This is a genomic window from Lentzea guizhouensis, assembly GCF_001701025.1.
Taxonomy (GTDB): Bacteria; Actinomycetota; Actinomycetes; order Mycobacteriales; family Pseudonocardiaceae; genus Lentzea; species Lentzea guizhouensis.
Genome location: NZ_CP016793.1, coordinates 1847095 through 1869797 on the forward strand (window position 1 = coordinate 1847095; position 22703 = coordinate 1869797).

Annotated in this window: 28 protein-coding genes; 12 read left to right on the forward strand and 16 right to left on the reverse strand. The window is 70.4% G+C overall.

What is annotated here, in order from left to right; all coding sequences use genetic code 11:
* Positions 1-3 precede the first annotated feature (3 nt).
* Both BBK82_RS09200 and BBK82_RS09205 read right to left on the reverse strand, forming a co-directional pair.
* Complete coding sequence (locus BBK82_RS09200; RefSeq protein ID WP_065914614.1) at positions 4-792, reverse strand: alpha/beta fold hydrolase; 789 nt, start codon at positions 790-792, stop codon at positions 4-6.
* A complete protein-coding gene (locus tag BBK82_RS09205) occupies positions 765-1652 on the reverse strand; it encodes an AurF N-oxygenase family protein (protein ID WP_065914615.1) in 888 nt (295 codons plus the stop codon). The genes BBK82_RS09200 and BBK82_RS09205 overlap by 28 nt, the downstream gene beginning before the upstream one ends.
* Positions 1653-1713: 61 nt before the next feature.
* On the opposite strand from BBK82_RS09205, the gene BBK82_RS09210 reads away from it, so the two are divergent.
* A complete protein-coding gene (locus BBK82_RS09210) occupies positions 1714-2397 on the forward strand; it encodes a TetR/AcrR family transcriptional regulator (RefSeq protein ID WP_154697207.1) in 684 nt (227 codons plus the stop codon).
* Positions 2398-2715, forward strand: a complete 318-nt coding sequence (locus BBK82_RS09215; RefSeq protein ID WP_065914617.1) for a DUF4873 domain-containing protein — start codon at positions 2398-2400, stop codon at positions 2713-2715.
* A gap of 46 nt (positions 2716-2761) precedes the next feature.
* On the opposite strand, the gene BBK82_RS09220 is transcribed toward BBK82_RS09215, so the two are convergent.
* Both BBK82_RS09220 and BBK82_RS09225 read right to left on the reverse strand, forming a co-directional pair.
* On the reverse strand, positions 2762-2986 hold the full coding sequence (locus tag BBK82_RS09220; protein ID WP_065914618.1) for a DUF3107 domain-containing protein: 225 nt from the start codon (positions 2984-2986) through the stop codon (positions 2762-2764).
* 43 nt (positions 2987-3029) lie between these two features.
* Positions 3030-3674 (reverse strand): ferritin-like fold-containing protein, encoded by a 645-nt coding sequence (locus BBK82_RS09225; RefSeq protein ID WP_065914619.1) that lies wholly within the window; start codon positions 3672-3674, stop codon positions 3030-3032.
* A gap of 347 nt (positions 3675-4021) precedes the next feature.
* Between BBK82_RS09225 and BBK82_RS09230 the strand changes: the two genes are divergently transcribed.
* From BBK82_RS09230 to BBK82_RS09240, 3 genes are read left to right on the forward strand one after another with little or no spacing between them, the layout of a single operon-like run.
* Positions 4022-5641 (forward strand): DEAD/DEAH box helicase, encoded by a 1620-nt coding sequence (locus BBK82_RS09230; RefSeq protein ID WP_418287501.1) that lies wholly within the window; start codon positions 4022-4024, stop codon positions 5639-5641.
* Positions 5642-5646: 5 nt separating this feature from the next.
* Positions 5647-6978 carry an Rv3212 family protein gene (locus tag BBK82_RS09235; RefSeq protein WP_179953764.1) on the forward strand — a complete coding sequence of 444 codons (1332 nt, stop codon included), beginning with the start codon at positions 5647-5649 and terminating at the stop codon, positions 6976-6978.
* Between the two features lie 8 nt (positions 6979-6986).
* Positions 6987-7862, forward strand: coding sequence for an alpha/beta fold hydrolase (locus tag BBK82_RS09240; protein ID WP_065914621.1), 876 nt, complete (start codon positions 6987-6989; stop codon positions 7860-7862).
* 22 nt (positions 7863-7884) lie between these two features.
* Here the strand turns inward: BBK82_RS09240 and BBK82_RS09245 are convergent, their stop codons facing one another.
* Entirely contained in the window at positions 7885-8319 is a 435-nt protein-coding gene (locus BBK82_RS09245; RefSeq protein WP_065914622.1) for a hypothetical protein, read from the reverse strand.
* Complete coding sequence (locus tag BBK82_RS09250; protein WP_154697208.1) at positions 8316-9617, reverse strand: O-antigen ligase family protein; 1302 nt, start codon at positions 9615-9617, stop codon at positions 8316-8318. Before BBK82_RS09250 ends, BBK82_RS09245 begins: the two co-directional genes overlap by 4 nt.
* A 317-nt stretch (positions 9618-9934) precedes the next feature.
* Here BBK82_RS09250 and BBK82_RS50060 point away from each other — a divergent pair, with 317 nt between their 5' ends.
* On the forward strand, positions 9935-10147 hold the full coding sequence (locus BBK82_RS50060; RefSeq protein ID WP_218920601.1) for a hypothetical protein: 213 nt from the start codon (positions 9935-9937) through the stop codon (positions 10145-10147).
* Between the two features lie 30 nt (positions 10148-10177).
* Here BBK82_RS50060 and BBK82_RS09265 read toward each other — a convergent pair whose 3' ends face one another.
* The 6 genes from BBK82_RS09265 to BBK82_RS51530 all read right to left on the reverse strand — a co-directional run bounded on the left by BBK82_RS09265 (position 10178) and on the right by BBK82_RS51530 (position 14254).
* Positions 10178-10477 (reverse strand): hypothetical protein, encoded by a 300-nt coding sequence (locus BBK82_RS09265; RefSeq protein WP_154697210.1) that lies wholly within the window; start codon positions 10475-10477, stop codon positions 10178-10180.
* Between the two features lie 308 nt (positions 10478-10785).
* Positions 10786-11625, reverse strand: a complete 840-nt coding sequence (locus tag BBK82_RS09270; protein WP_065914627.1) for a RecB family exonuclease — start codon at positions 11623-11625, stop codon at positions 10786-10788.
* 315 nt (positions 11626-11940) lie between these two features.
* The gene (locus BBK82_RS09275) at positions 11941-12552 is read right to left on the reverse strand and encodes a MarC family protein (RefSeq protein ID WP_071812561.1); all 612 of its coding nucleotides are present in this window, start codon (positions 12550-12552) and stop codon (positions 11941-11943) included.
* Between the two features lie 12 nt (positions 12553-12564).
* On the reverse strand, positions 12565-13422 hold the full coding sequence (locus BBK82_RS09280; RefSeq protein WP_083267885.1) for a PHP domain-containing protein: 858 nt from the start codon (positions 13420-13422) through the stop codon (positions 12565-12567).
* 36 nt (positions 13423-13458) lie between these two features.
* A complete protein-coding gene (locus BBK82_RS09285) occupies positions 13459-14019 on the reverse strand; it encodes a PH domain-containing protein (protein ID WP_065914629.1) in 561 nt (186 codons plus the stop codon).
* 76 nt (positions 14020-14095) lie between these two features.
* Complete coding sequence (locus tag BBK82_RS51530) at positions 14096-14254, reverse strand: hypothetical protein (RefSeq protein ID WP_170067890.1); 159 nt, start codon at positions 14252-14254, stop codon at positions 14096-14098.
* Positions 14255-14470: 216 nt separating this feature from the next.
* Between BBK82_RS51530 and BBK82_RS09290 the strand changes: the two genes are divergently transcribed.
* Entirely contained in the window at positions 14471-14809 is a 339-nt protein-coding gene (locus BBK82_RS09290; RefSeq protein ID WP_418287502.1) for an NUDIX domain-containing protein, read from the forward strand.
* Positions 14810-14848: 39 nt separating this feature from the next.
* Here BBK82_RS09290 and BBK82_RS09295 read toward each other — a convergent pair whose 3' ends face one another.
* Together BBK82_RS09295 and BBK82_RS09300 are read right to left on the reverse strand one after the other, a co-directional pair.
* The gene (locus BBK82_RS09295; protein ID WP_065914630.1) at positions 14849-15844 is read right to left on the reverse strand and encodes a DUF2332 domain-containing protein; all 996 of its coding nucleotides are present in this window, start codon (positions 15842-15844) and stop codon (positions 14849-14851) included.
* Between the two features lies 1 nt (position 15845).
* Complete coding sequence (locus tag BBK82_RS09300) at positions 15846-16349, reverse strand: MaoC family dehydratase (RefSeq protein WP_065914631.1); 504 nt, start codon at positions 16347-16349, stop codon at positions 15846-15848.
* 290 nt (positions 16350-16639) lie between these two features.
* Here BBK82_RS09300 and corA point away from each other — a divergent pair, with 290 nt between their 5' ends.
* Positions 16640-17710 (forward strand): magnesium/cobalt transporter CorA, encoded by a 1071-nt coding sequence (gene corA / locus BBK82_RS09305; protein ID WP_065920934.1) that lies wholly within the window; start codon positions 16640-16642, stop codon positions 17708-17710.
* A 140-nt stretch (positions 17711-17850) separates the two neighbouring features.
* Entirely contained in the window at positions 17851-18228 is a 378-nt protein-coding gene (locus BBK82_RS09310) for a hypothetical protein (RefSeq protein ID WP_065914632.1), read from the forward strand.
* On the opposite strand, the gene BBK82_RS09315 is transcribed toward BBK82_RS09310, so the two are convergent.
* Positions 18212-19291: a DUF2332 domain-containing protein gene (locus tag BBK82_RS09315; RefSeq protein WP_065914633.1), complete on the reverse strand. Its 1080-nt coding sequence runs from the start codon at positions 19289-19291 to the stop codon at positions 18212-18214. The genes BBK82_RS09310 and BBK82_RS09315 overlap by 17 nt on opposite strands.
* 64 nt (positions 19292-19355) lie before the next feature.
* On the opposite strand from BBK82_RS09315, the gene BBK82_RS09320 reads away from it, so the two are divergent.
* From BBK82_RS09320 to BBK82_RS09330, 3 genes are all read left to right on the forward strand, one after another.
* Positions 19356-20027 (forward strand): metallophosphoesterase family protein, encoded by a 672-nt coding sequence (locus BBK82_RS09320; protein WP_065914634.1) that lies wholly within the window; start codon positions 19356-19358, stop codon positions 20025-20027.
* Positions 20017-20883 (forward strand): ParB N-terminal domain-containing protein, encoded by an 867-nt coding sequence (locus BBK82_RS09325; protein WP_065914635.1) that lies wholly within the window; start codon positions 20017-20019, stop codon positions 20881-20883. The genes BBK82_RS09320 and BBK82_RS09325 overlap by 11 nt, the downstream gene beginning before the upstream one ends.
* Positions 20884-21035: 152 nt before the next feature.
* On the forward strand, positions 21036-21521 hold the full coding sequence (locus BBK82_RS09330) for a GNAT family N-acetyltransferase (protein WP_065914636.1): 486 nt from the start codon (positions 21036-21038) through the stop codon (positions 21519-21521).
* Between the two features lie 85 nt (positions 21522-21606).
* Here the strand turns inward: BBK82_RS09330 and BBK82_RS09335 are convergent, their stop codons facing one another.
* Positions 21607-22599 (reverse strand): hypothetical protein, encoded by a 993-nt coding sequence (locus BBK82_RS09335; protein ID WP_065914637.1) that lies wholly within the window; start codon positions 22597-22599, stop codon positions 21607-21609.
* Between the last annotated feature and the right edge of the window lie 104 nt (positions 22600-22703).

A 22703-nucleotide genomic window follows, 5' to 3' on the forward strand; every position in this document is an offset into this window, starting at 1 on the left:
AGTTCACATCAGCGCGGCGATCCGCCTCGCCACGTCCTCCGACCGCTCCAGCGGCAGCATGTGCCCGGTCTTCGGGTAGATCACGAACTCCGCCGACGGCAGCGCCTCCGCGATCACCCGCGCGTGCCGGATGGGCGTCAGGACGTCCCACGACCCGGCCATCACCACGGTCGGGATCGACGACAGCACCGCGAGAGCCTCCCGCCGCTGGTGCCGGGTGAGCTCCTCGCGGATGCCGACGAACGCCGTCCCGGTCGTGTTTCCGGCCATCGCCGCCGCCGCGCGGACGTCGGCCCACCGCGGCCGGCGTCCGAACGTGACGCGCAGGCCCGGCGCGATGAGGCGGCCGAACCCGATCTTCGGCCGTTTGACCAGCCACTTCGCGGCCAGTCGCTCCACCGCGTTCACGGCGGGCAGGTTGCCGCACGAGGTGGCGACCAGCGCCACGCCCGTGACGCGGGCGAACAGCTCCGGGTGGGACTCGGCCAGGGCCATGATGGTCATGCCGCCCAGCGAGTGACCGGCCAGGACGATGCGGCCGCTCGGCACGTGCTCCTCCAGGACGGCGGCCAGGTCGTCGGCCAGCTCCGACAGCGTCGGCGACGGGCCCTCACCGGAGGAGCGGCCGTGGCCGCGCACGTCGTAGCGGACCACGCGGCCGGGCAAAGCCGCGGCCACGCGGTCCCACGTCGTGAGGTCCATGGTCCAGCCGTGCAGCAGGACGGCGGTCACGTCGGAGGGCGAAGTCCCCGACGTGACGACGTTCAGCCGATCAAGAACGAGCGGCGCCACGAGCGCATCCCCGGCTTTCCGACGAGTCCGGCCTCCTGCAGGAACGACATGATCCGTTCGCCCGACCAGCGGATGGTCTCCTGGAACCGCGGGTTGGCCAGCGCCTGGCGGTGGGCCTCGCGCACGTCGAGGCCCACGGCGGCGTAGACCTCCGGGTTGATGATCGCGCGGGTGATCATCATCGACACGAAGCCGATGAGCCACTTCTGGTACGGCTTCTCGAAGCCGCGCAGGTCGTCCATGCCCCGCAGCAGCTCCTCGCGCGCGAACCGGACGTGGCGGGCCTCTTCGAGCACGTGGATGCGGTTGACCATCCGCACGATCGGCTGGACGGTCTCGTCGTTCATCGCCTCGCGCTGCAGGCGGTCGAGGATCTCCTCGGCGACCAGGATCGAGCCGTACATCGCGGGGCCGTAACCGATGACGGGCAGCAGCTTGCCCAGCCGGTGAGTGTGCTTGACCGGCCCGTACGCCGGGCAGCCGATGCGTTCGACCAGGCGCGCGAACATCGTCGAGTGGCGGCACTCGTCAGCGACCTCGGTCAGCGCGTACTGGGCGTGCCTGGTCGTGGGGTCGGTGTTGTAGACGACCTTGACGAGCATCTGCATCAGCAGCAGCTCGAACCACAGCCCGACGGACGCGATCGAGGCCAGCTCGTGCTTCGAGAGCTCGATGCGCTGCTCGTGCGTCAACGAGTCGTACAGGGGCGTGCCGTAGAGCGAAATGCGCTGTTCAGGGATGTAGAAGAGCCCGTCGACCAGCGGAGCGGACCAGTCGATGTCCACCTCCGGGTCGTAGAACTTCTCCGCGGACGACTTCAGCAGCCTCTCCGCCGTCTTCTCCCGATCGGCGACCCTCATCGGTAGCCCTCCCCGGTAAGTGTTACTTGAGGTAACGGTTACTTCTGGTAGCGTGCGTCACATGGCACGCACTGTCAAGGGGCCGGACGCGCGACGTGAGCGGTGGAAGGGTCATCGCGAGCAGCGCAGGGCGGAGTTCGTCGAGGCCACGATCGCCGCCGTGGCCAAGAAGGGCCCGGACGTCGGCATGGAGGACATCGCCGCCGAGGCAGGCGTGAGCAAGCCCGTGCTCTACCGGCACTTCACCGACAAGTCGGACATCTACCTCGCGGTCGGCCAGAAGGCCACCGAGCTGCTGATGGACCGGATGGGACCCGCCCTCGTCGCGGAGGGCTCGATCCGCGCGCGCATCGAGGGGATCGTCGACGCCTACCTGTCGGTGATCGAGGAGAACCCGAACCTGTACCGGTTCGTCGTGAAGGGCTCCTTCGTCGACCGGCCGGTGGAGAAGGACGTCGCGCAGGAGGACAAGAACCTCATCGCCGCGACGCTCGCCAGGATCATCGGCGACTACCTGCGCGCGTTCGACATGGACTCGGGCGGCGCGGAACCGTGGGCGCACGGGCTCGTCGGCATGGTGCAGAACGCGGGCGACTGGTGGCTCGACCGGCAGACCATGTCCCGCGCGAACCTCAGCGACTACCTCGCCACGCTCATCTGGCACGCCCTCGACGGCGTGCTGCGCGCCGGCGGCATCCAGATCGACCCCGAACAGCCACTCACCCAGTTGCGATTGGTGGACTAGATGAGCGACGAGCACGAGCACGAAGAAGAGGGCTACACCGGCGCCGCCACGCTCGTCTTCGGGGACACCGAGGTCGCGGTCGAGGTCGAGCTGCGCGGCTACTTCCAGCCGATCGACGGCCGCTACCACTGGTACGGCCGGATCAAGGCCAACGACGACGTCACCAGCCGGGTCGAGGGCGGCGCGCGGACCGCGGTGCTGCGCACCCCGACCGGTCAGGCGGAGGGGACGCTCACCGACCCCGACCCGTGGGGCCGCTACCGGGTCGGCGGCATCTCCACCCCGCCCTACAAGATCGAAGAACCTGCGGAGAGCTAGCAAAAAGCCCCGGTCAGCACGACCGGGGCTTTTTCGTTCGAGAACCTCAGGCGCCGAACCCGACCTTGCGCGAGTCCTGCGGGCCGATCTCCACGTACGCGACGCGGCCAGCGGGCACGACGAACCGCGCACCCTTGGCGTCCACCAGCGACAGCACGCTGGACTTGCCGGACACCGCGTCCGCCACCAGGGTCTCCACCTCGGACGGGTTGAGCTCACTGGTCACGACGAGTTCCCGCGGGCTGTCCGCGACGCCGATCCTGACCTCCACGCTGACCTCCGTGCTCAAGAGAAAAATCTACGGCCGAGCCTACCTAGCCCAGACCGAGCTGCGTCATGCGCCGCGCGTGCGACTGCTGGAGACGGCGGAACAGCTGACCGATCCCGGCGAGGTCCCCCGACCCCCTGACGATCAGCTCCGACAGCCCGTCCCGCTCCGCCACCACGTACTGGGCCTGCGTCAACGCCTCGCCGAGCAGCCGCCGGCCCCACAGCGCGAGCCGGTCGCGCACCCGCGGATCCGACTCGACGGCGGCCAGGACTTCGCGCTCAGCGAACGCCGAGTGCCCCGTGTCGGCGAGCACGGTGAGCACCAGCTCGCGGGTCGGCTCGTCGTCGAGCCACGCGGCCACCTCGCGGTAGAAGTCCGCCGCGAGCCCGTCGCCCACGTACGCCTTCACCAGCGACTCGAGCCACGACTTGGGGCTCGTCGACTCGTGGAACGCGTCGAACCCGGCGACGAACGGCGCCATCGCGTCCTCGACCTTGACGTCCTGCTCGGCCAGGTGCTTCTGCAGCAACGTGAAGTGCCCGATCTCCGCCGCCGCCATCTGCGCGAGGGCCGCACGGCCGGACAGTGTCGGCGCCGTGCGCGAGTCTTCGGTCATCCGGTCGAAGGCGGAGAGCTCGCCGTAGGCGAGCGCTCCAAGAAGATCAACAACACCCTCCGCAACACCCATGGCCCGAACTCTAGTGGCGCGGCCCGTGGCCACCGCCCGTTGTTCGCCTTCCGGACCATCTCGGCCACGCCTGTCCAGGCCGCGTTCGCGAGGCGTGGGAGCGGTCCCGGACGGCACGCCGCGGACGCCGATGTCGATCGTGATCCTCGTACCAGGTGGTCAACTGCGTCTTTCCAGGTAGAATGTTCTGCAGGCGCCCGGCGTGACGAGTGTGACGACCACGCTGTGACCCCTGTCTTTCCTGGGCAGGCGCCGCGAATGGGTGCGTGCACACCTTTCCCGCAGCTCCACTGGAGAGCGCGGTCGAGAGGCCCGGCCAGGGCTAGTGCGCGCTGGTACGAGAGAGGCTGATCACCCTGACCGCTGAAGTAGAAGCACATCTGGACCCGGTTCTCCTGGAGCACAGCGAGACCGGAGCCGTCGAAGAGGACACCACGCGCCCGCTGGAGGCCAACGCCCCGGTGCGCACCGACTCCCCCACGTTCGCCGAGCTCGGCGTGCGCGACGAGATCGTCAAGGCGCTCGGCGAAGCCGGCATCGAACGCACGTTCGCCATCCAGGAGCTGACGCTCCCCATCGCGCTCGCCGGTGACGACGTCATCGGCCAGGCGCGCACCGGCACCGGCAAGACCCTCGGGTTCGGCGTGCCGCTGCTGCACCGCCTCGACACGCCCGGCGACGGCACCCCGCAGGCCCTTGTGGTCGTGCCCACCCGTGAGCTGTGTCTCCAGGTCACCCACGACCTCACCGCCGCGGCGAAGCACCTGGGTGTGCGCGTGGCCGCGATCTACGGCGGCATCCCGTACGAGCGGCAGATCGCTCAGCTGCGCAAGGGCGTCGACGTGGTCATCGGTACCCCGGGCCGCCTGCTCGACCTCGCGGAGCAGCGCCACCTGGTGCTCGGCAAGGTCGGGATGCTGGTGCTCGACGAGGCCGACGAGATGCTCGACCTGGGGTTCCTCCCCGACATCGAGCGCATCCTGACGATGGTCCCCGACCAGCGGCAGACGATGCTGTTCAGCGCGACCATGCCCGGCCCGATCATCACGCTGGCCCGCACGTTCCTCAAGCAGCCGACGCACATCCGCGCCGAGGAGAACGACGCAGGTCAGACGCACGAGCGCACCAAGCAGTTCGTCTACCGGGCGCACTCGATGGACAAGCCGGAGATGCTGGCCCGCGTGCTGCAGGCCCGTGACCGCGGCCTGTCGATGATCTTCGCGCGGACCAAGCGGACCGCGCAGAAGGTGGCCGACGACCTGACCGAGCGCGGGTTCGCCGCGGCGGCGGTGCACGGTGACCTGGGCCAGGGCGCGCGCGAGAAGGCGCTGCGGGCGTTCCGCAGCGGCAAGGTCGACGTGCTGGTGGCCACCGACGTGGCGGCCCGCGGCATCGACATCGACGACGTGACGCACGTCATCAACTACCAGTGCCCCGAGGACGAGAAGACCTACGTGCACCGCATCGGCCGCACGGGCCGGGCCGGGCGCGAGGGTGTCGCCGTCACGTTCGTCGACTGGGACGAGACGACGCGCTGGAAGTCCGTCAGCGACCTGCTGAACCTGGGTCAGCCCGACCCGGTGGAGACGTACTCGACCTCGGACCACCTGTTCGAGGACCTGGGAATCCCGTCCGGTTCCACGGGCCGGCTGCCGCTGAGCCACCGCACGCGGGCCGGTCTGGACGCCGAGGAGGAGGAGACGCTCGACAACGGCAAGCGCAAGCGCCGTCGTCGCACCGGCTCCAAGGGCGCGACCGAGCAGGCCGCACCGGAGGCGGCGAGCGAGGAGTCCAGGCCGAAGCGGTCCCGGTCGCGCACGCGCAGCCGTGCCGGCGTGCCGGTCCCCGGTGAGCAGCCGGAGGCGCAGGCACCCGCCGAGGCCGCCGAGAAGCCCGCGTCGGACAAGCCGCGCCGGCGCCGCCGTCGTCGAACCTCTGCCGAACAGGCCGCTCCTTCGGCAGACTGATCACCATGTCGACCCCCGGTTCCGACGTCACCGATGTCGAGGACGTCCTCGACGAGCCCGAGCACGCTCCGGCGCCCGTCGAGGAACGTCCGCGCGCCAGGTCCTGGCGCACCCGCGCCGACTTCATCGCGGTCGCGCTGATCGCGGTCGTCGCGGTCGTCGCGTCCGTGCTGACCTGGGCGTTCAGCGATGCGCGGGCCACGACGTCGGTCACCGGGCCGTCCACCTGGCCGCAGCTGCCGGAGGTGACCGCGCTACCGCCGTCGCTCGGCGAGGTGTGGCGCGCGCCCTCCGGCGCCACCCAGTGGCCGGTGGTGATCCAGACCGCGGTCAAGGAGACCGGCGAGGAGAAGCCGTCGACGGTCGTGACCGGCAACGGCGGCGAGGTCACCGGCCGCGACCCGCTGACCGGTGACGCGCGCTGGAGCTACACGCGCGACCTGCCGCTGTGCGTGGTCGGCACCGGCTGGGGCCGCGCGATGGCCCTGTACTCCAAGGGCACCAACTGCTCCGAGCTCACCTCGCTCGACGGCGTGACCGGTGAGCGGCGGGCGCAGCGCAACGGCGACGCCGAACCCGGCACGGCGCTGCTCAACGAGGGCTCGCACCTCATCACGACCGGGGAGCGGTTCCTCGAGGTCTACCGGCGTGACGACCTGGTGCGCTCGCTCGAGTACGGCCAGCTGCGCGCGGTCGTGAACCCCGGCAAGCAGCCGCGCGCCGGGTGCACGTACGGCTCGGCGGCGGTGACGTCCAGCCGGTTCGCGCTGATCGAGCGCTGCCCCGGAGACGGCACCGACCGGATCACGATCCTCAAGCCCAACCCGGACAAGTCCGACGAGCCCAAGGTGTTCGCGAGCGTGCTGACCGGCGGCAAGAACGCGCAGGTCGTGGCCATCACGGACAAGCACGTCGCGGTGGCGCTGCCGAGCCCAGGCCGGATCGTCGTGTTCGACGCCGAGACCGGCTCGCAGCTCTCCGAGGCACCGGTCGACATCCCGGACGCCGACTTCGCCGACCCGCCGCACCGCGTGGCGCGCTCGTTCACCACCGCCACGAACGTGTTCTGGTTCAGCGGTTCCAAGACGGTCGCGCTCGCCCAGGACACGCTCACTCCACAGTGGACGGCCGAGGGCACGTCCGGTGCGGGCACCACGCTCGCGGGTCGTGCGCTGGTTCCGGTGCGTGAGGGCCTGCGGGTGTACGAGCAGACCACCGGGGCACTGGTGGGCACGATCCGGGTGAACCGCGACGGCTACACCGGACCGGTGCAGCTGGCCACAGCCGGACCGGTGGTGCTCGAGCAGCGTGGCGAAACGCTGGTCGCGCTGCGATAGTTCGTGGCGTGTACTCGCAGATCAGCCCGCACCGGGCAGCACACGTCGACCTCCCGGGCCGCTACGGCACGATCGCGGCGTTGCGCGCGCCGGCGGTCGACGACGCGCTGCGGGTGACGGCACTGCTGGTGCCGGGGTACACCGGGTCCAAAGAGGACTTCGCGCCGATCGTCGATCCCATCGCGGACGCGGGGTTCGAGGTGGTCGCGATCGACCTGCCCGGCCAGCAGGACTCGCCGGGTCCCGACGACGAGACGCTCTACCGGCCGGGTCCGCTGGGCGCCGTCGTGGCCGAGCTGATCGAGAAGATCGCCGCGGAGGGCCGCCGGGTGCTGCTGCTCGGCCACTCCTACGGCGGTCTGGTGTCACGGGCGGCGGTGTTCGCGGGCGCGCCGATCGTGGGGCTGACGCTGATGGCGTCCGGCCCGTCGGAGCTGCCCGCCGGTCCCCGCCGCACGGCGCTGGAGGTCGGCGAGCACGTGCTGGCCGAGAAGGGCGTCGAGGGCACGCAGCAGCTGAACGAGCTGCGGTCGTCGCAGAACCCGGCGTGGGCCGCACTCCCCCAGGACCTGAAGGACTTCTACCGCACCAGGTTCCTGCGCTCGCCCGCCGCCGCGTTGCTCGGCATGAGCAACGGCCTGCGCTACGAACCGGACCAGGTCGCCAAGCTCGCCCGCATCCTGCGGTCGGCTCAGGTGCCGGCGCTGGTGGTGTGCGGCGACGCCGACGACGCGTGGAGCCCGGCCACCCAGCGGGACATGGCGGAGCGGCTGGACGCGGACTTCGCGGTGCTGCCCGGCGTGATGCACTCGCCGAACACCGAGGCACCGCACGAGCTCATCGCCACGCTGCTGCCGACCTGGCGGGCCTGGCTGACCTCGTAGGGCCAGCCAGGCCTTCACCGGATCACAGGCCGATCGTGATGTTCCGCTCGTCGCGCGCCACGCCACCGCTCGAGTAGGTGCGCAGCTCGGCCTTGCCGAACGCGGTGCCCAGCCGGAACGCGCGCTCCGTCGCCGTCACGTTGAGCGTGATGGTCTGGAAACCGCCGGTGCAGGCGAGGCTGTCGCGGTAGGCGCCACCGCTCGCGATGCCGCCCAGCACCGACTGCGTGACCTGCACGTTCAGGTACGCCTGCGAGCCGGCCGGGCACGCGTAGGAGACCTGGACCTCGGCCACCGCGCCCCACGCCTTGTACTTCGCGGCCGTCTCGACCCGCACCGCGGAGGTCGACGGCGACTGCGCGCTCACGTCCGCCAGCACCGGCGCGACCGACGCGATGACCGCGCCACCCACGACGGCGGCGACGGCCAGCGCCTTGCCCCCAGCAAGCTTCTTCATGCTGTCCCCTCACTTCGTCCGTCCCCAGTGGACGGAAACCCCAGACCGGCGCAAAGACCGGCGATGATCAGCACGACCGGCATGTGCCAGAGGAAGTCGAACGCGCTGTGCACCAGCACGACGACGACCGCCGCCGACGCCCCCGCCCACAACGCGGTTCCGCGCCCACGCCACAGGGCGACCAGCACGGCCGCGACAACCCCCAGCGCCAGCAGCAGTCCCACTGCTCCCAGCTCGACGAGCACCTGCAGGTACTCGTTGTGCACATAACGCATGACACGCGTGTTCCCGTTGTCCGCGTTGAAGAAGAAAGTCGCCTTGCCCGGCCCGACGCCCAGCAGCGGCGACCGCGCGACCAGGTCCAGCGCGGCACCGGTGGCCCCGCTGCGGTCCGGCGAGCTGAACGTCAACCGCGTGGCCAGCCCGTCCGCCAGCCAGAACGCGGTCACGCCACCGGCCGCGAGCACCGCGGCCACGGGCGCCAGAAACCGGCCCAGCCGGGGCAGACCGACCGCCACAGCGGCTCCGGCGACCAGCCCGGCGAACGCGACAACCGGCTGCGGCTCCCGCACCACCGGCATCGACGGCAGCAACGCGGCCACCGCCACGACCGCGCCGAGCAGGGGTGGCGCGGCGGCCACCAGGGTCTTCCTCACCCCGGAGCACACGCACAGCACCAACACCCCGGCGACCAGCGCGATCACCCCGGCACGGCTCATCGTGGCACCGATCCCCGTGCACACCAGGAAGATTGCGGCCGAGTGCACCGGCGTGGGCTTCCTGCCCAGCGCGAGCACCGCCGTCGCCGCCAGCACAGCGGCCGCCGCGTTCGGGTAGGTCACCGTCGACGCCGCCCGCAGCAGCCCTTCCGCCTCGGTCGTCCACGACGGCAGCCGGACCACCACGGCCACCCACCCGGTCAGCCCGACCAGCGCGCCGACGCCGAGGACCACGGTGGCGAGCTGGTCCCGTTGCAGGTCATCCGCCCGCGCAGCCACGAGGACCGCACCGGCGAACACCCCGGCGGCCACCGCGGCCGGCACCCCGGCGGCGACATCGCCTTCGAGCAGCCCGCGCACGAGCGCCCACACCGCGACCGCACCACCCAGCCAGACCAGCAGGTTCGGCCGCGGCCGCGCGAGCACCACGGCCAAGCCGACGAGCAGCGCCGACGTCACCCGGCCGTACGTGTAGTACCCGCCCTGCGCGACCACGGCCGCGGCGAAACCGGCGACCAGCAGCAGCACCGGAACGGGAAGTGCGGCCGTTTCCCGGCGCGCGCCAACGACTTCCCCCACCACCAGAGCCCCCAAGTCAGATCCGCTCCCCAGCGGACCTTGAGCACTGTAAGCGGCGAACGCACGCGGCCGGAAGGGCAAAAACAGGTCAACTCGGCAGCACCGAGGTGAACGCCCTTGGCAACACGAACGGCTCGAACGGCAGTGGGCTCTGCAGCGTGATCCGCCGCGACGACGGAAGCACCAGCGTCAGCGGTGCCGGGAGCCGGTGCGTGCCGTGGCGACGAATGCCAGCGCCACCGCCGAGCGCGCCTGGGCGGGCGTCGCTGCGCACCGGGCTGGTTCGTGGCGACGCGGTCGTCTAGTGGGCGACGCGGGTGGCTTCGGTGTGGTCGGGCGGGCTCGGCAGGTCAGGCAGGCTCGGCAGCGCGGGCAGGCTCGGCAAGGCGGGCAGGCTCGGCAAGGCGAGCAGGCTCGGCAAGGCGAGCAGGCTCGGCAAGGCGAGCAGGCTCGGCAAGGCGAGCAGGCTCGGCGGGGTCAGGCAGGCCGGGCGGGGCAAGCGGGCTCGGCGGGTCAAGCGGCCTGGGTGAGGTCGGGCAGGTTCGGCGGGGCAGGCGGGCTCAGGCCCACCAGAAGGTCCACAGGGTTGCCGCGGACACCAGCAACACCGCCAGCGAAGCCACCGGCGCGCGCCAGTCGGCGTACCGGTCGGCCACGATCTGCCCGGTGATGACGAGCAGCGCCGCCACCACGTGCGCGGTCACCGAGAGCCCGCCGGGGCCCGGCAGGTCGCGGGAGTTCGCGTAGAACTGGACGCCGATGTTCCCCAGGGCGAGCAGGACCATGCCCACCGCGAGCACTCCGCTCACGGCGCGCAGGATTCCGTGGGTCCGCGACGGCCGCTTTGCTTCGACTTCCACCTCAGCCACCCTACGGGTCCCGGTACGTCCGCGGTCCGAGGGTTGCGCGGCTACGACGAACGCCGCAACGCCGTCGTCCTGACGGCGCCGAGGCCGCACGCAGCCACGACGAGCACTTCAGCCCGGCGCCTCATCGAGCGCCGCACCCGGCCCACCAAGTCCCGACGAGCGTCACCACGGCCCTCCCCGCCCACGAAGGCACGCCGAGTGCCGCCACGCTCTCCTCACGACACCCGCCCCACCCGGTGCCCCAGCCCTCACCCCCACAGACGCCGCTTCACCCAGGCCCACGCCCTGCCAACGCCCCGTCACGGCGCCAGCAGCGACCACGGCTCGATCGCCGGCGCCGCCGCCTGCCCCTCCGGACAGCTCCGCCGGAAGTCGCACCACTGGCACTGCCGGCCCGTCTGCGGCGGGAACAGGATCTCCTCGTCCCCGCCCGCCTTCAACGTCTCCGCCGCCAGGTCGATCTCGTCCGCCGCCTCCTCGGCCCGGCGCACGTGCCTGGCCAGCGACTCCTCCGTGTGCTCCCAGACCGCCACCGTCCCGGACGGCAGGTGGTGCAGCTCGACGCGGCGGCACGGTTTGCGCAGGGTGCGGCGGGCGGCCAGGGCGTACAGGGCCAGTGCCTGGGAGCCGCGGGCGTCGTCGGTGTCCAGCACGTGGCGGCCGGTCTTGTAGTCGACGATCACCAGTTCGCCGTCGCGGTGGTCGATGCGGTCGACCCGGCCCTCGGCGACGATCCGCTCGGTCGGCGTCGAGACCCAGCGCTCGACGCCCAGCGGTTCGAAGTCGACGTCCAGCGAGCTCACGTAGTCGTGCACCCAACTGCCGGCACGCGCGCGGTACTCGGCGGCCTGGTCGACGTCGCGGAAGCCCTCCGACTTCCACTGCCGGTTCACCAGTGCCACCGCCTGGTCCGGAGTGCGCTTGTCGGCGGGCAGGTCGAACAACGCCTTCAAAGCGTTGTGCACTACCGCACCCAACGTGTTGTGCGCCCAGGCACCGCCACGGGGTGGCGTCGGCCGGTCCAGGTACGTCATCCGGTAGCGGCGCGGGCAGCTCGTCCACGTCGAGAGCTTCGCGGGCGTGACGCGCACGAGCCGACGCGGTGCCGTGGTGCCGAAGTCGAAGCCGAGTTGTTCCACCCCAACCAAGTTACTCAGGCACCCTGACAGAAAATGAACGGCATGGAGATCTGGCACAACCCGCGCTGCTCCAAGAGCCGCGCCGCCAAGCAACGCCTCGACGACGCCGACATCGAGTACACCGAACGCCGCTACCTCGACGACGCCCCGACCGCCGAAGAGCTCGACCACGTCCTCAAGCTCCCGCACCAAGGAACCCGCCTACCCCGCCACCCTCGAACACGACCGCGCCAAGTGGATCGCCCACCTCGCAGCCAACCCGAGTCTCATCGAGCGACCCATCATCATCGACGGCGACAGCGCGCGCATCGAACGCTAAGCACCCTCGATGAACCCCTGCACCGACGACGCCACCAGCTGCACCGCGATCGCCGCCAGCAGCAGGCCGGCGATCTTCGCCATCAGCAGGATCCCGCTCTCCTTGAACACCTTGATCAGCAACCCGGCCGACCGCAACGTCCCCAGCAGCACCAGGTGCACGGCCACGATCGCCGCGGCCAACGCGAGGTAGGACCCCAGAGCACCGTCCGCCTGCCGCACGAACACGATCGTCGCCGCGATCGCGCCCGGCCCGGCCAGCAGCGGCGTGCCCAGCGGCACCAGGGCGATGTTGACGTCCTCCACCTCGGGGTGGTTGGTGGCGCCCTTGCCGGTCAGCAGGTCCAGCGCGATCAGCAGCAACAGCAACCCGCCCGCACCCTGCAGGGCGGGGATGCCGATGTGCATGTAGGCCAGGATCGAGTTGCCCGCGACGGCGAACAGCGTGATCACCAGGAACGACACCAGCACGCCCTGCCGCGCGGCTGACCGGCGTGCCTCCCGCGACTTGCGGCCGACCAGGCCCAGGAACACGGGCACCGTGCCGGGCGGGTCCATGATCACCAGCAGCGTGATCGTGGCCTCGATGAAGAGCCGCAGGTTGAACACCGGAACACCGCCCTATCCGACCAGGATCTTGCCGCCCGTCGCCCGCTCGGCCAGAGCATCCAGCATCTCCGGCGCCGTCGTCTCCGCGCCGAGCCGGACCGTCTTGTTCGTGCCGTGGTAGTCACTCGACCCGGTGATGACCAGGCCCAGCGACGACGCCAGCGACCGCAGCGACTCCCTCGTCCGCGCGTCGTGGTCCGGGTGGTCGACCTCGACGCCGGTCAGGCCGAGCGACGCCAGCGACTCGACGACCGCGGGGGCCACGACCGGGCCGCGGGAACGGGCGAACGGGTGCGCCAGCACCGTCACGCCGCCGGCCTCGGTGATCATCTCGATCGCGCGCTCGACCGGGGTGTCGGTGCGGCCGACGTAGTAGGCGCCGCCGGTCAGGAACGTCGCGAACGCCTCGTCCACCGACTCCACGACCCCGGCGCGGATCAACGCCTGCGCGAGGTGCGGGCGACCGGCGGGCGCGTCGAAGGGCAGCCGTTCCATCAGCTCGACCGGGTCGATCGGGAAGCCGTCGGCCTGCATCATCTCGGCCATCTTCTGCAGCCGCTGCCTGCGCTCCTGGCGCAGCCGCGACTGCTCGACCATCAACGCCGAGTGCGTCGGGTCGTACAGGTAGGCCAGCAGGTGGACGGTGATCGTGCGGCCGTAGCCGTCAGGGCACTCGCACGAGAGCTCGGCCCCGCGCACCAGGCGCAGACCCGGTGGCAACGCCGCGACCGCCTCCGCCCACCCCGCCGACGTGTCGTGGTCGGTGAGCGCCACCGCGTCGAGTCCTGCTCGGGCCGCCGCCCTCACCAGCTCGGCTGGGCTGTCGGTGCCGTCGGACTCGGACGAATGGGTGTGCAGATCGATGACCACGTCGTCCAGTGTGGACGACGTGGTGCACGGCCCGCGTTACGGGACCATCTTCTTCCCGCGGGCGGCCCGCTGCGCCTTGATCATCGAGAACCGCTCGGCCTGCGCCTTCTTGTCGCCGAAGGTCAGCTCCGAGATGGCGTCGTAGACCTCTTCGGGGTCCGGCAGGAACTCCAGGCGGTTCAACGCCTGGATCTGACCTGCCGACTCGACGATCAGCGTGCCGTAGCCGAACATGCGGCCGGCCACCGTGCGCTCGTAGGTGAGGTCGGTGACCTTGCTGATGGGCATCATCGCGACCTTGGTCTCGAAGACGCCCGACGTCAGCATGAACCGCTTGTCGGTGACGACGATCCGCTCGACCCACCACTCGATGATGAAGTAGGCGAGCCGCAGCAGCACCAGCAGCGCGCCGTACCACAGCACGTTCTGGATCACTCCGGCGTTGGCCGGGAGCAGGTACGAGATCATCATGAAGCCGGCGAGCAGCGCCGCGGCCTCGAGCACGTCCCAGATCAGGTAGGACCAGTGCCTGCGCACCCGGATGACCCGACGCTCGCTCGACAGCAGGTAGTCGTCCGGATCACGTGGTGCGAACATGCGCTACCAGCCCTTCCTGGTACCAGCCAGTGCCCTGTCTGCCCTGCTCCTGGCCTCCCAGCGGGAGCCGGGGAGCCTAGAACAATTGTCGCACGAAGGTGATCAGGGCCTCAGCCGCAGTTCGCAGCGAGTTGAGGATGTTCTGCACCAGCTGAGCTGCTTGCTGAGGCTCAGCGATGAGGAAGAACAGCAACAAGGCAATACCGGCGAAAGTGAGGATCTTCTTCAAGTTCACGGTGTCCACCCCGTCCGCGTTCGCACCCGTTTGGCGCCGTTCGTGACCGTTGTACAGCACGATTCAGTGCCTTGGGAGATTTGTACCGCAGCTGGGGTAGTCCGCTGCACCGCCGTTCCGGTGTGACTACGCTTCGTGATCGTGACGGGCAGCAGCGAGCGCACCATCCGTTGTGTCGGGGCCATCGTTCATGACTCGAACGGGCGACTACTGCTCGTGCGACGAGCCAACGCACCAGGTGAGGGCCTGTGGTCGGTACCGGGTGGGCGAGTGGAGCCGAACGAGACCGATGAGGCTGCTGTGACGAGGGAAGTCCTCGAGGAGACCGGTCTCTCCGTCACGGCGGGTCACCTCGTCGGCAGCGTCGAGCGACCGGTCCCGAACGGGGTTTTCCGGATCTACGACTACGAGTGCCAGGTCAGGTCGGGTGTGCTCCAAGCGGGCGACGACGCATCGGATGTCGCTTGGGTCGACAGTGCGACGTTGGCCACACTTCGGACCACCGAGGGGCTGGTGGAAGCGCTCTCCGAGTGGAACTGCCTGCCCAGGGCCTGATCCGGGTTCACGCGATCGGGAACGGGCCGGGTTCACCGCTCAGCGCCAAACGAGACGGTGCCCGTGCGCCTCGGTGGTCGCCAGAGTGGTGCTCGAAACCTCGCCGGCACGCACTCGGACCAGGCGGACCTCACCGTCCTCGTGCGCGGCCCACCAGGACTCCCTGCCCAAAGTGGACAAAGCGGGCACGAGGTCGAGCCCCGAGCCGCTGGTGATCACCACGAGCGGGGCGTCGATCGGGTCGGCCGCCTTGGCGAGGTCGCCGACCGGGTCGCCGGCCACCAGGCGGGGCGGGTTCTTGCGCAGCACGCCGGAGGCCACGCCGAAGAGCCGCAGGCGCTCCGGCTGGTCGGCCCACACGCAGGCCTCCAGCCACGCGTAGGCGTCCTCGTCGGCCAGGTCGGCCGGGGAGACACCGATGCCCGCCTTCGCGGCCACCTTGACCGTCTTGGGCAGCTTCGGCAGCGCCGCACCCGGCGCGAGCTCCAGCGAGCAGTGCAGGCCCAGCGCGGCCTTGGTGGGCCCGGCGACGACCTGGCCGGCCTCCGCGGTCTGGTAGCGGTAGGAGTACTGGTCGAGCCCGAGCAGCAGGCCCGCGGTCGTGGCGGCCTCGACGAGCCCGATCGGCCCGCCCGCCTGCTTCGCCGCCGCGGCCACCGCCGGGTAGAGCAGCGCGGCCCTGCGCACCTCGTTCGTCTGGATCACCTGTGAGGCGACCAACGCGCGCACGCGTTCGGAACGCTCCAACAGGAAGTCGCGGAACAGCGGCCACGTGCTCTCGTCCGCGCCATAGGTGCCGCCGAGCGACGGGTAGTAGTTCGAGAGCTGGTGGAACGGTTCGGCCTGCACGAGCCGATGCGCCGCCGCCAGCAGGAGCTCGCCCGTGGCGTGCTCCTCACCGGCGGCGGTCAGCAGATCGGCGACCTCCGGATCTTCGGCGGCGCGCGACGCGAGGTGTTCGTAGAGGGGCGAGATGCCGGAGGCCTCCTCCGCGAACGCGCGCAGACGCTGCTGAGCCAGATCCAGAGAGGTCACGTCACTCCTTCGGTTGGGGGCGCCCCGGCTGCTCGCCGCCACGGGCGTCACCGTAGGACTTCTTCGGCACCATCACCTTGCGGCGGAAGATGCACACGACCGTTCCGTCCTGCTTGTACCCGCGAGTCTCCACGTACACGACGCCCCTGTCGTCCTTGGACTTGGACGGCGTCTTGTCGAGCACCTCGGTCTCGCCGTAGATCGTGTCACCGTGGAACGTCGGCTTCACGTGCCGCAGCGACTCGATCTCCAGGTTGGCGATCGCCTTGCCGGAGACGTCGGGCACGGACATGCCCAGCAGCAACGAGTAGATGTAGTTGCCGACGACGACGTTCTTGCCGAAGTCCGTCGTGTTCTCCGCGTAGTTCACGTCCATGTGGAGCGGGTGGTGGTTCATCGTGAGCAGGCAGAACAGGTGGTCGTCGTACTCGGTGACCGTCTTGCCCGGCCAGTGCTTGTAGACCGCTCCGACCTCGAACTCCTCGTAGTACCGACCGAACTGCACCGCGCCTCCAACTACGTGTGATCGAGATCTGTGTCAGGTGGGGAGACAGTGTTATGGGAGGGGGAGTACCCTCGGCAACCGGTGTGTGAGGATTTCCACCACTGTCGATTTCGCCCCGAGGAGGTGAGGACCCCTAAATGAGCAAGGACCCCCACCCTGCCAGTACCAAGCGCGTCCTCACCGAGGTGGCCCGCTAGATCGTTCCAGTTCTAGGCGGTTCGAGCTTCCCCGGTCAGGACGCCCGTCGTTTTCTCGGTCTCCGACGACGTGTGGCCCTGGAGGAACTCACCATGCCCAGCCTGCCCTCGATCCGCGGACGTGGCGCTGCGCAGCGCCCTGCTCCGCACATCTCCGTGCCGTTGTCGCACTACGTGGTCGACTGCGCGGTCTACGTCGACGGCAAGCGCTTGCCAGGCCGGTGGACGCACACCGACGCGGTGAAAGAGGTCCGCAAGCGCAAGGACGGGTTCGTCTGGATCGGTCTGCACGAGCCGGACGCCGAGCAGATCGAGGGCATCGCGGAGACGTTCGGGCTGCACGAGCTCGCCGTCGAGGACGCGGTCCACGCGCACCAGCGCCCGAAGCTCGAGCGCTACGACAACACGCTCTTCATGGTGTTCAAGACCGTGCGGTACGTGACGAACCCCTCGCCGGACACCGCCAACGAGATCGTCGAGTCCGGCGAGATCATGGTGTTCCTGGGCAAGGACTTCGTCATCACCGTGCGGCACGGCAACCACTCCGGGCTCTCCAAGCTGCGCCACGTGCTGGAGGCCGACCCGGAGCGCCTGGAGATCGGCCCCGCCGCGGTGCTGCACGCCATCGCCGACCAGGTGGTCGACAACTACCTCGAGGTCACCGACCACATCGAGGACGACATCGACCGCATGGAGGAACGGGTCTTCGCGCCGCGCACCGAGGTGAGCGCCGAGCAGATCTACCTGTTCAAGCGCGAGGTCGTGGAGCTGCGCCGCGCGGTGATGCCGCTCGCGAACCCGTTGCGCCGCTTGGCGGAGGGCTACACGCCGCTCATCCCGGAGCAGGTCCGCGCGTTCTTCCGCGACGTCGACGACCACCTCACCGAGGTCTCCGAGCGCGTCACGGCGTTCGACGAGCTGCTGACCACGCTGGTCGACGCGACGCTCGCGAAGATCACGCTGCAGCAGAACACCGACATGCGCAAGATCACCTCGTGGGTCGCGATCATCTCCGTGCCCACCATGGTCGTCGGTGTGTACGGCATGAACTTCGACTACATGCCCGAGCTGAAGTGGAAGTTCGGCTATCCCCTGGTGATGAGCCTGGTCCTCATCGCCTGCCTCACGCTCTACCGAATACTGCGCCGAAATCGCTGGCTGTGAATCCCGGTTTCGCCCGCTTTTGTTCGTGTAGAAGGGTTTTGTCATGACCAGACTGCTCACCAACATCCGGTTCTGGATCCTCGCGTTCCTGCTCTGCTGGATCACCACCGTGTTCGTGCTGATCTCCGGAACGCCCTGACGTGCACCGGCGGCTGCGCAACCTGCGCTTCTGGATCCTGGTGTTCGCCGTCAGCTGGCTCACGATGGTGGTCATCTCCATCGCGAGCTGGCCGGAACCCGGTGAGGACACACCGGAGGAGCTGGCCGCGCAGGTGACGAAGGCGTTGCGCGCCAACGACTTCCACCAGCTGGAGCCGTTGCTCGCGGTCGGCGGCGAGGACGTCGCGAAGTCGACCGTCGAGCACTTCTCCACCACGCGCGTGGACGGCGGCTTCTACCGCGACGGCGCCGTCGTCGTGCAGTACACCCGCGACGGCACGCGGTCGGAGTTCAAAGCGCCCGTGCAGGAGCAGGACGGCCGGTACGTGGTGAACCTGGTGGTCACTCCCACGGGGTGACGTCCCAGGTGAAGGGGATGCCGTGGCCCACGCCGACACCGAGGCACAGCGAGATCCCGGCCGGCCAGATCTTGAGCATCAGCGCGAACCTGTAGTCGATCTCCCGGCGCGGCTCGAACACCAGCAGCGCCAACGGGGTCGTCGGCGTGGCCTTCGCGGCGGCGTCGGCGAGCACCGCCCTGCCCATCGCCCGGTCGGCCGGTGAGACGTACTGCCACACCACCGAGTGCCACACGACGGTGAGCACGTCGCGTTCGGCGCGGGCGAGGTGCTTCGCGAGCCATTCCGGCCCCGCCGCCCGGTCGACCTTCACCGGGTCGGCCGCCGCCAGGTCGAGCGCGTCCCGCAGGCGGTTCCAGCGGTTGAGCTGGTCCGCCCAGACGAACGAGCTCAGGTGCAGCCGCCCGTCCTCTGTGGACACGTCGACCGGCTGGAGGTCGCAGCCGGCCCTGCCGACGACGCGCAGCCGGTGGGTGAGGTCGGCGGGCGGCCGTCCGGTCCACTCCGGGTCGAGGACGAGGGTGCTGCCGGGATCGCCGAGCGTCGTGCCGTCGTCGAGCCGGTAGGCGACGTGGTGCGGCCGCAGGTTGAGCCCGCCGCTCGCGCCGACCTCCAGCAACCGCACGCAGAACGGCACCTGCCTGCCCGCGGCCTTCGCGGCCTCCTGCGCGGCGACGAGCAGCCCGCCGTAGAGGGGCGCGCACCGGCCGGGTTCGTTGGTCTGCACGACCGTGGCGCCGATGCGGTGCCGGAGCAGGGCGGTGTACTCGTTGAGGGCGGGCAGCGCGTCCTCCCACAGCCGCGGCAGGTCGGGCTGGCCGCCGACGGAGGGGTAGTGCTTCGCGAGCGCGGGCGCCCGCCCTTCGAGCACGAGCCGGTGCACGGCGCCCGCGAACCGCAGACCGGGCACGCTGCCCTCCCGGTCGCGTTCGGCGCCCGCCATGATCCGCGCCGTCACGCCGCCTCTGGAGAGGTCGTCGGCGGCGTCGGCCAGGAGTCGCTGGGTCAGCGGACTGCGGTCGCGGCAGCCGTGAGCGGCCGCGGCGAACAGCTCGGCAAGCACGGTGTTGACGCTAGTGGCAGCGCTGTCCCGCGTCATCCGGAGCGGGCCTCATTACGCTGCTGGAATGGTTCGAGTGCTCGCGGTGGCGGACGAGGTCGTCGAACAGCTGTGGACTGATCAGGTGCACGCCCACTCCGGCGTGGACCTGGTCCTCGCGGCCGGCGACCTGCCGTTCGACTACCTGGAGTTCCTGGCCAACGCCCTGGACAAGCCGCTCGTGTTCGTCCCCGGCAACCACGACGCCGACCTCTCCGGCTACTCGAACGTCCGCGGCCTGTGGACCAAGGCGGGCGTCCCGGTCCGCTGGCCAGGACCAACCGGTGCGGTGAACGCGGACGAACGCGTGGTCGACGTCGCCGGCCTGCGCATCGCGGGCCTCGGTGGCTCGATCCGCTACAACAAGGGCCCCAACCAGTGGACGGAACGGCAGCAGGCCCGCCGCGCCCGCCGGGTCTCCAGGCTGGCCGGCTGGCGCAGGCTGCGCGACGGACGTGGCGTGGACGTGCTGCTGACCCACTCACCACCGCTCGACTGCGGCGACGAGCCCGACGCACCCCACCGCGGCTTCGGGTGCCTGCACGACCTGGTCTCCCGCCTGCGACCACCGTTCCTGCTGCACGGCCACATCCACCCGCACGGCGTCCCACGCCCGGATCGCGCATTGGGCGACACCCGCGTGGTGAACGTCGTCGGATTCAAGGTCCTCACCATCCCGGGAGCGCACGATGAGACGTGACACCGGCTTCCCCCTCGCCGACGCCGAGAACGACTTCACCCGAGCCCGCCGCGGCCAGGTGATGTCCCGCCTGGCCGCCTGGCTGCGCCGCGAGCCGGACGACGTGAACATCATGCTGCCGTTCCACGAGGTCGTGGACGCCCTCGGCATGGTCTCCGAAAAACGCCTCGGCCTGCAGAACATCCGCCTCGACTCGATCGTCGGCAGCGTCGACCGCGGCCGCGACTTCGACCGCCGCTTCCGCCCCACCTCCGGCCGCGTCCGCGAACGCTGGCAACGCCTGGCCCTGGCCACCCGCCGCGGCGAGTCCATCCCGCCGATCGAGGTCTACCGCATCGGTGAGCTGCACTTCATCATCGACGGCCACCACCGCGTGTCCGTCGCCCACGCACTCGGCCTGACCACCATCGACGCCTACGTGACGCAGGTGATCACGCGGATCAACGCGGCCGGCATCCGCTACCGCGGCGACCTGATCGTGAAGGACTACCGCCGCCTCTTCCTCGACCGCGTGCCCCTGGTCGGCGAGGCACGGGCCGCCGTCGTGCTGTCCGACCCGTGGGACTACGCCGAGCTGGGCGAGTGCGTCGAGGCGTGGGGGTTCCGGCTGTCGCAGGACGAGCGGGTGTTCCTGGACCGCGGTGTGGTGGCGCGGCGGTGGTACGCGGAGGAGTACCGGCCGGTGGTGGCGATGCTGCGGCAGGCGGACATGGTCGGGGACCGGACGGAGGCCGAGGCGTACCTGTGGGTGGCGGCGGAGAGGTACCGGCTGATCAGGACGCACCGGTGGGACGCGGAGGTGATCAACGCGGTGCGGGCGGAGAGTGGGGTGCAGCGGCGGGCGGACCGGGGTTAGGGCTCTGGGGCGGCCGGGATGAGGGCGTGGCGGGGGACGAGGCCGTGGCCGTGGCCGGGGACGAGGCGCGGTCAGGGCTGAACACGCCACGATCGGATGCCCCGCCGGAAAGTCGGTCGCACCGCCCCGCCGACCGCCGTTAGCGTGCGGCCGTGACTGATCTTGAGACTGCTCGCCTGGCGCTGCGCCCCTGGACCGCCCTCGACGTGAAGCAGGTCGTCGCCGGCGACCGTCAGCCGTCGTGGGCCGCGGACTTCCCCGCCGAGGGCGACACGGTGATCGCCGGGGTGCTGGCGGAGAACCCGGCGTGGCTGTCGCCGTTCGGGCACCGGCTGATCATCGAGCGGGCGAGCGGCGAGGTCGTGGGGTCGCTGGGGCTGTTCTGGCCACCGATGGACGGGTGTGTGGAGATCGGGTACGGCGTGGTGCCGTCGCGGCAAGGGCTCGGGTACGCGGCTGAGGCGGCTGCGGCGCTGGCCGAGTTCGCGTTGACGTCGGACGACGTGCACACCGTGCACGCGAGCGTCGAACAGACGAACCCGGCGTCGGCTCGGGTGTTGGAGAAGGCCGGGTTCGAGCGGTTCGGGGAGACCGACGAGCTGTTCAGCTACCGGCGCGGGCCGGGGACGCCGAGCTGACCCACCGGCGCTCCCCTGCGCCCGCGTCACCGCTCAACACGGCTGGGCCCGGCGGTCTGTTGCAGTTGCTCCTTCCGCGCGCCGCTCAGCGCGGCGCCACCCGTGGGCCGTCCGCGTCCGGCAGCGGGCGGGCCTGGTCCAGCACCTCGTCGGTGTACTTGTCGAGCAGGCGCGTGCCGATCTGTTGCGCGTACCCGAAGATGACCGCCCACAGCAGCAGCGCGGCGGCCGACGGGATGCCGATCAGGCCGCTCGTCACGCCCGCTCCCAGGGCCAGGATGCCGACCACCGCCAGTGCCGCGCCGAGCATGATCTTGATCAGCGCCTGGTAGCCGATCATCACGTACGGCGAGAGCGATGGCCGGCGGCGTAAGAGCAGGACCACCGCCGCGAGCACGGCACCGAACGCGCCGAGCACCTGCACGAGCCAGACGTCCACCCCGGACGCCTTCGCCGTGCCGCCGGGACAGACCGTCGGCAGCGCGTTCTCCTTGGGGTCGACGCACAACGGGAGGATCCCCGGCCGCACGATGCCCACGACGCCGAGCACCGTGTTGATCACGAACAGCACCAGCGACGCCGCGATCAGCTTGTTGCGCAACGCCCGCGAGCCCGCGTGCGCGAAGTCCGAGTTGTCGTACGCCGCCCGCAGCGCGTCCACCACGATCGCCCGCTCCACCGCCGGCGCGAACTCCCCCGGCCGCAACGCCTCCAGCGCACGGCGGCGCGGATCGTCGTCGTCCAGGTACTGCGCCACCCGCGCCTGCAACCCCGGCAACCGCCCCAGGAACCCGCGCTCGGCCGAGATCGTCGCCACCTCGGCCTCGTGCAGCGCGCGCCAGGCCCGTTCGATGTACCAGCCCGACCACCACGACGGCACCATGCGCCACCACGGCTCGCGATCGCTCAGCATCGCCTCCACGACCGCCGCCTGCTCCTCGGCGGTGCGCCGCCAGACATCGCCCTCGGGATCGACCGGGTCGGGCGGGCCGAGCGCAGCCAGATCCGCGCGGACCCGGTCCAACCGGGACTGCACGACGAGTCGCCAGTCGGTGACTCTGGGTTTGCGTTCGGCCATGAAGTGATGGTGACAGGCACCCCTGACAATTTCCGCAGCCATCCGTGTGACGTGCGAAAACGTCACCAAATCATCAATATCCACTTGTGCTTATATACGCAACA

What these genes read in the sequence shown, in the direction of transcription:
- BBK82_RS09205 (WP_065914615.1), bottom strand. Translation starts at nt 1,652, where the DNA reads ATGAGGGTCGCCGATCGGGAGAAGACGGCGGAGAGGCTGCTGAAGTCG.
- BBK82_RS09210 (WP_154697207.1), top strand. Translation starts at nt 1,714, where the DNA reads ATGGCACGCACTGTCAAGGGGCCGGACGCGCGACGTGAGCGGTGGAAG.
- BBK82_RS09215 (WP_065914617.1), top strand. Translation starts at nt 2,398, where the DNA reads ATGAGCGACGAGCACGAGCACGAAGAAGAGGGCTACACCGGCGCCGCC.
- BBK82_RS09225 (WP_065914619.1), bottom strand. Translation starts at nt 3,674, where the DNA reads ATGGGTGTTGCGGAGGGTGTTGTTGATCTTCTTGGAGCGCTCGCCTAC.
- BBK82_RS09235 (WP_179953764.1), top strand. Translation starts at nt 5,647, where the DNA reads ATGTCGACCCCCGGTTCCGACGTCACCGATGTCGAGGACGTCCTCGAC.
- BBK82_RS09245 (WP_065914622.1), bottom strand. Translation starts at nt 8,319, where the DNA reads ATGAAGAAGCTTGCTGGGGGCAAGGCGCTGGCCGTCGCCGCCGTCGTG.
- BBK82_RS09285 (WP_065914629.1), bottom strand. Translation starts at nt 14,019, where the DNA reads ATGTTCGCACCACGTGATCCGGACGACTACCTGCTGTCGAGCGAGCGT.
- corA (WP_065920934.1), top strand. Translation starts at nt 16,640, where the DNA reads ATGCCCAGCCTGCCCTCGATCCGCGGACGTGGCGCTGCGCAGCGCCCT.
- BBK82_RS09320 (WP_065914634.1), top strand. Translation starts at nt 19,356, where the DNA reads ATGGTTCGAGTGCTCGCGGTGGCGGACGAGGTCGTCGAACAGCTGTGG.
- BBK82_RS09325 (WP_065914635.1), top strand. Translation starts at nt 20,017, where the DNA reads ATGAGACGTGACACCGGCTTCCCCCTCGCCGACGCCGAGAACGACTTC.
- BBK82_RS09335 (WP_065914637.1), bottom strand. Translation starts at nt 22,599, where the DNA reads ATGGCCGAACGCAAACCCAGAGTCACCGACTGGCGACTCGTCGTGCAG.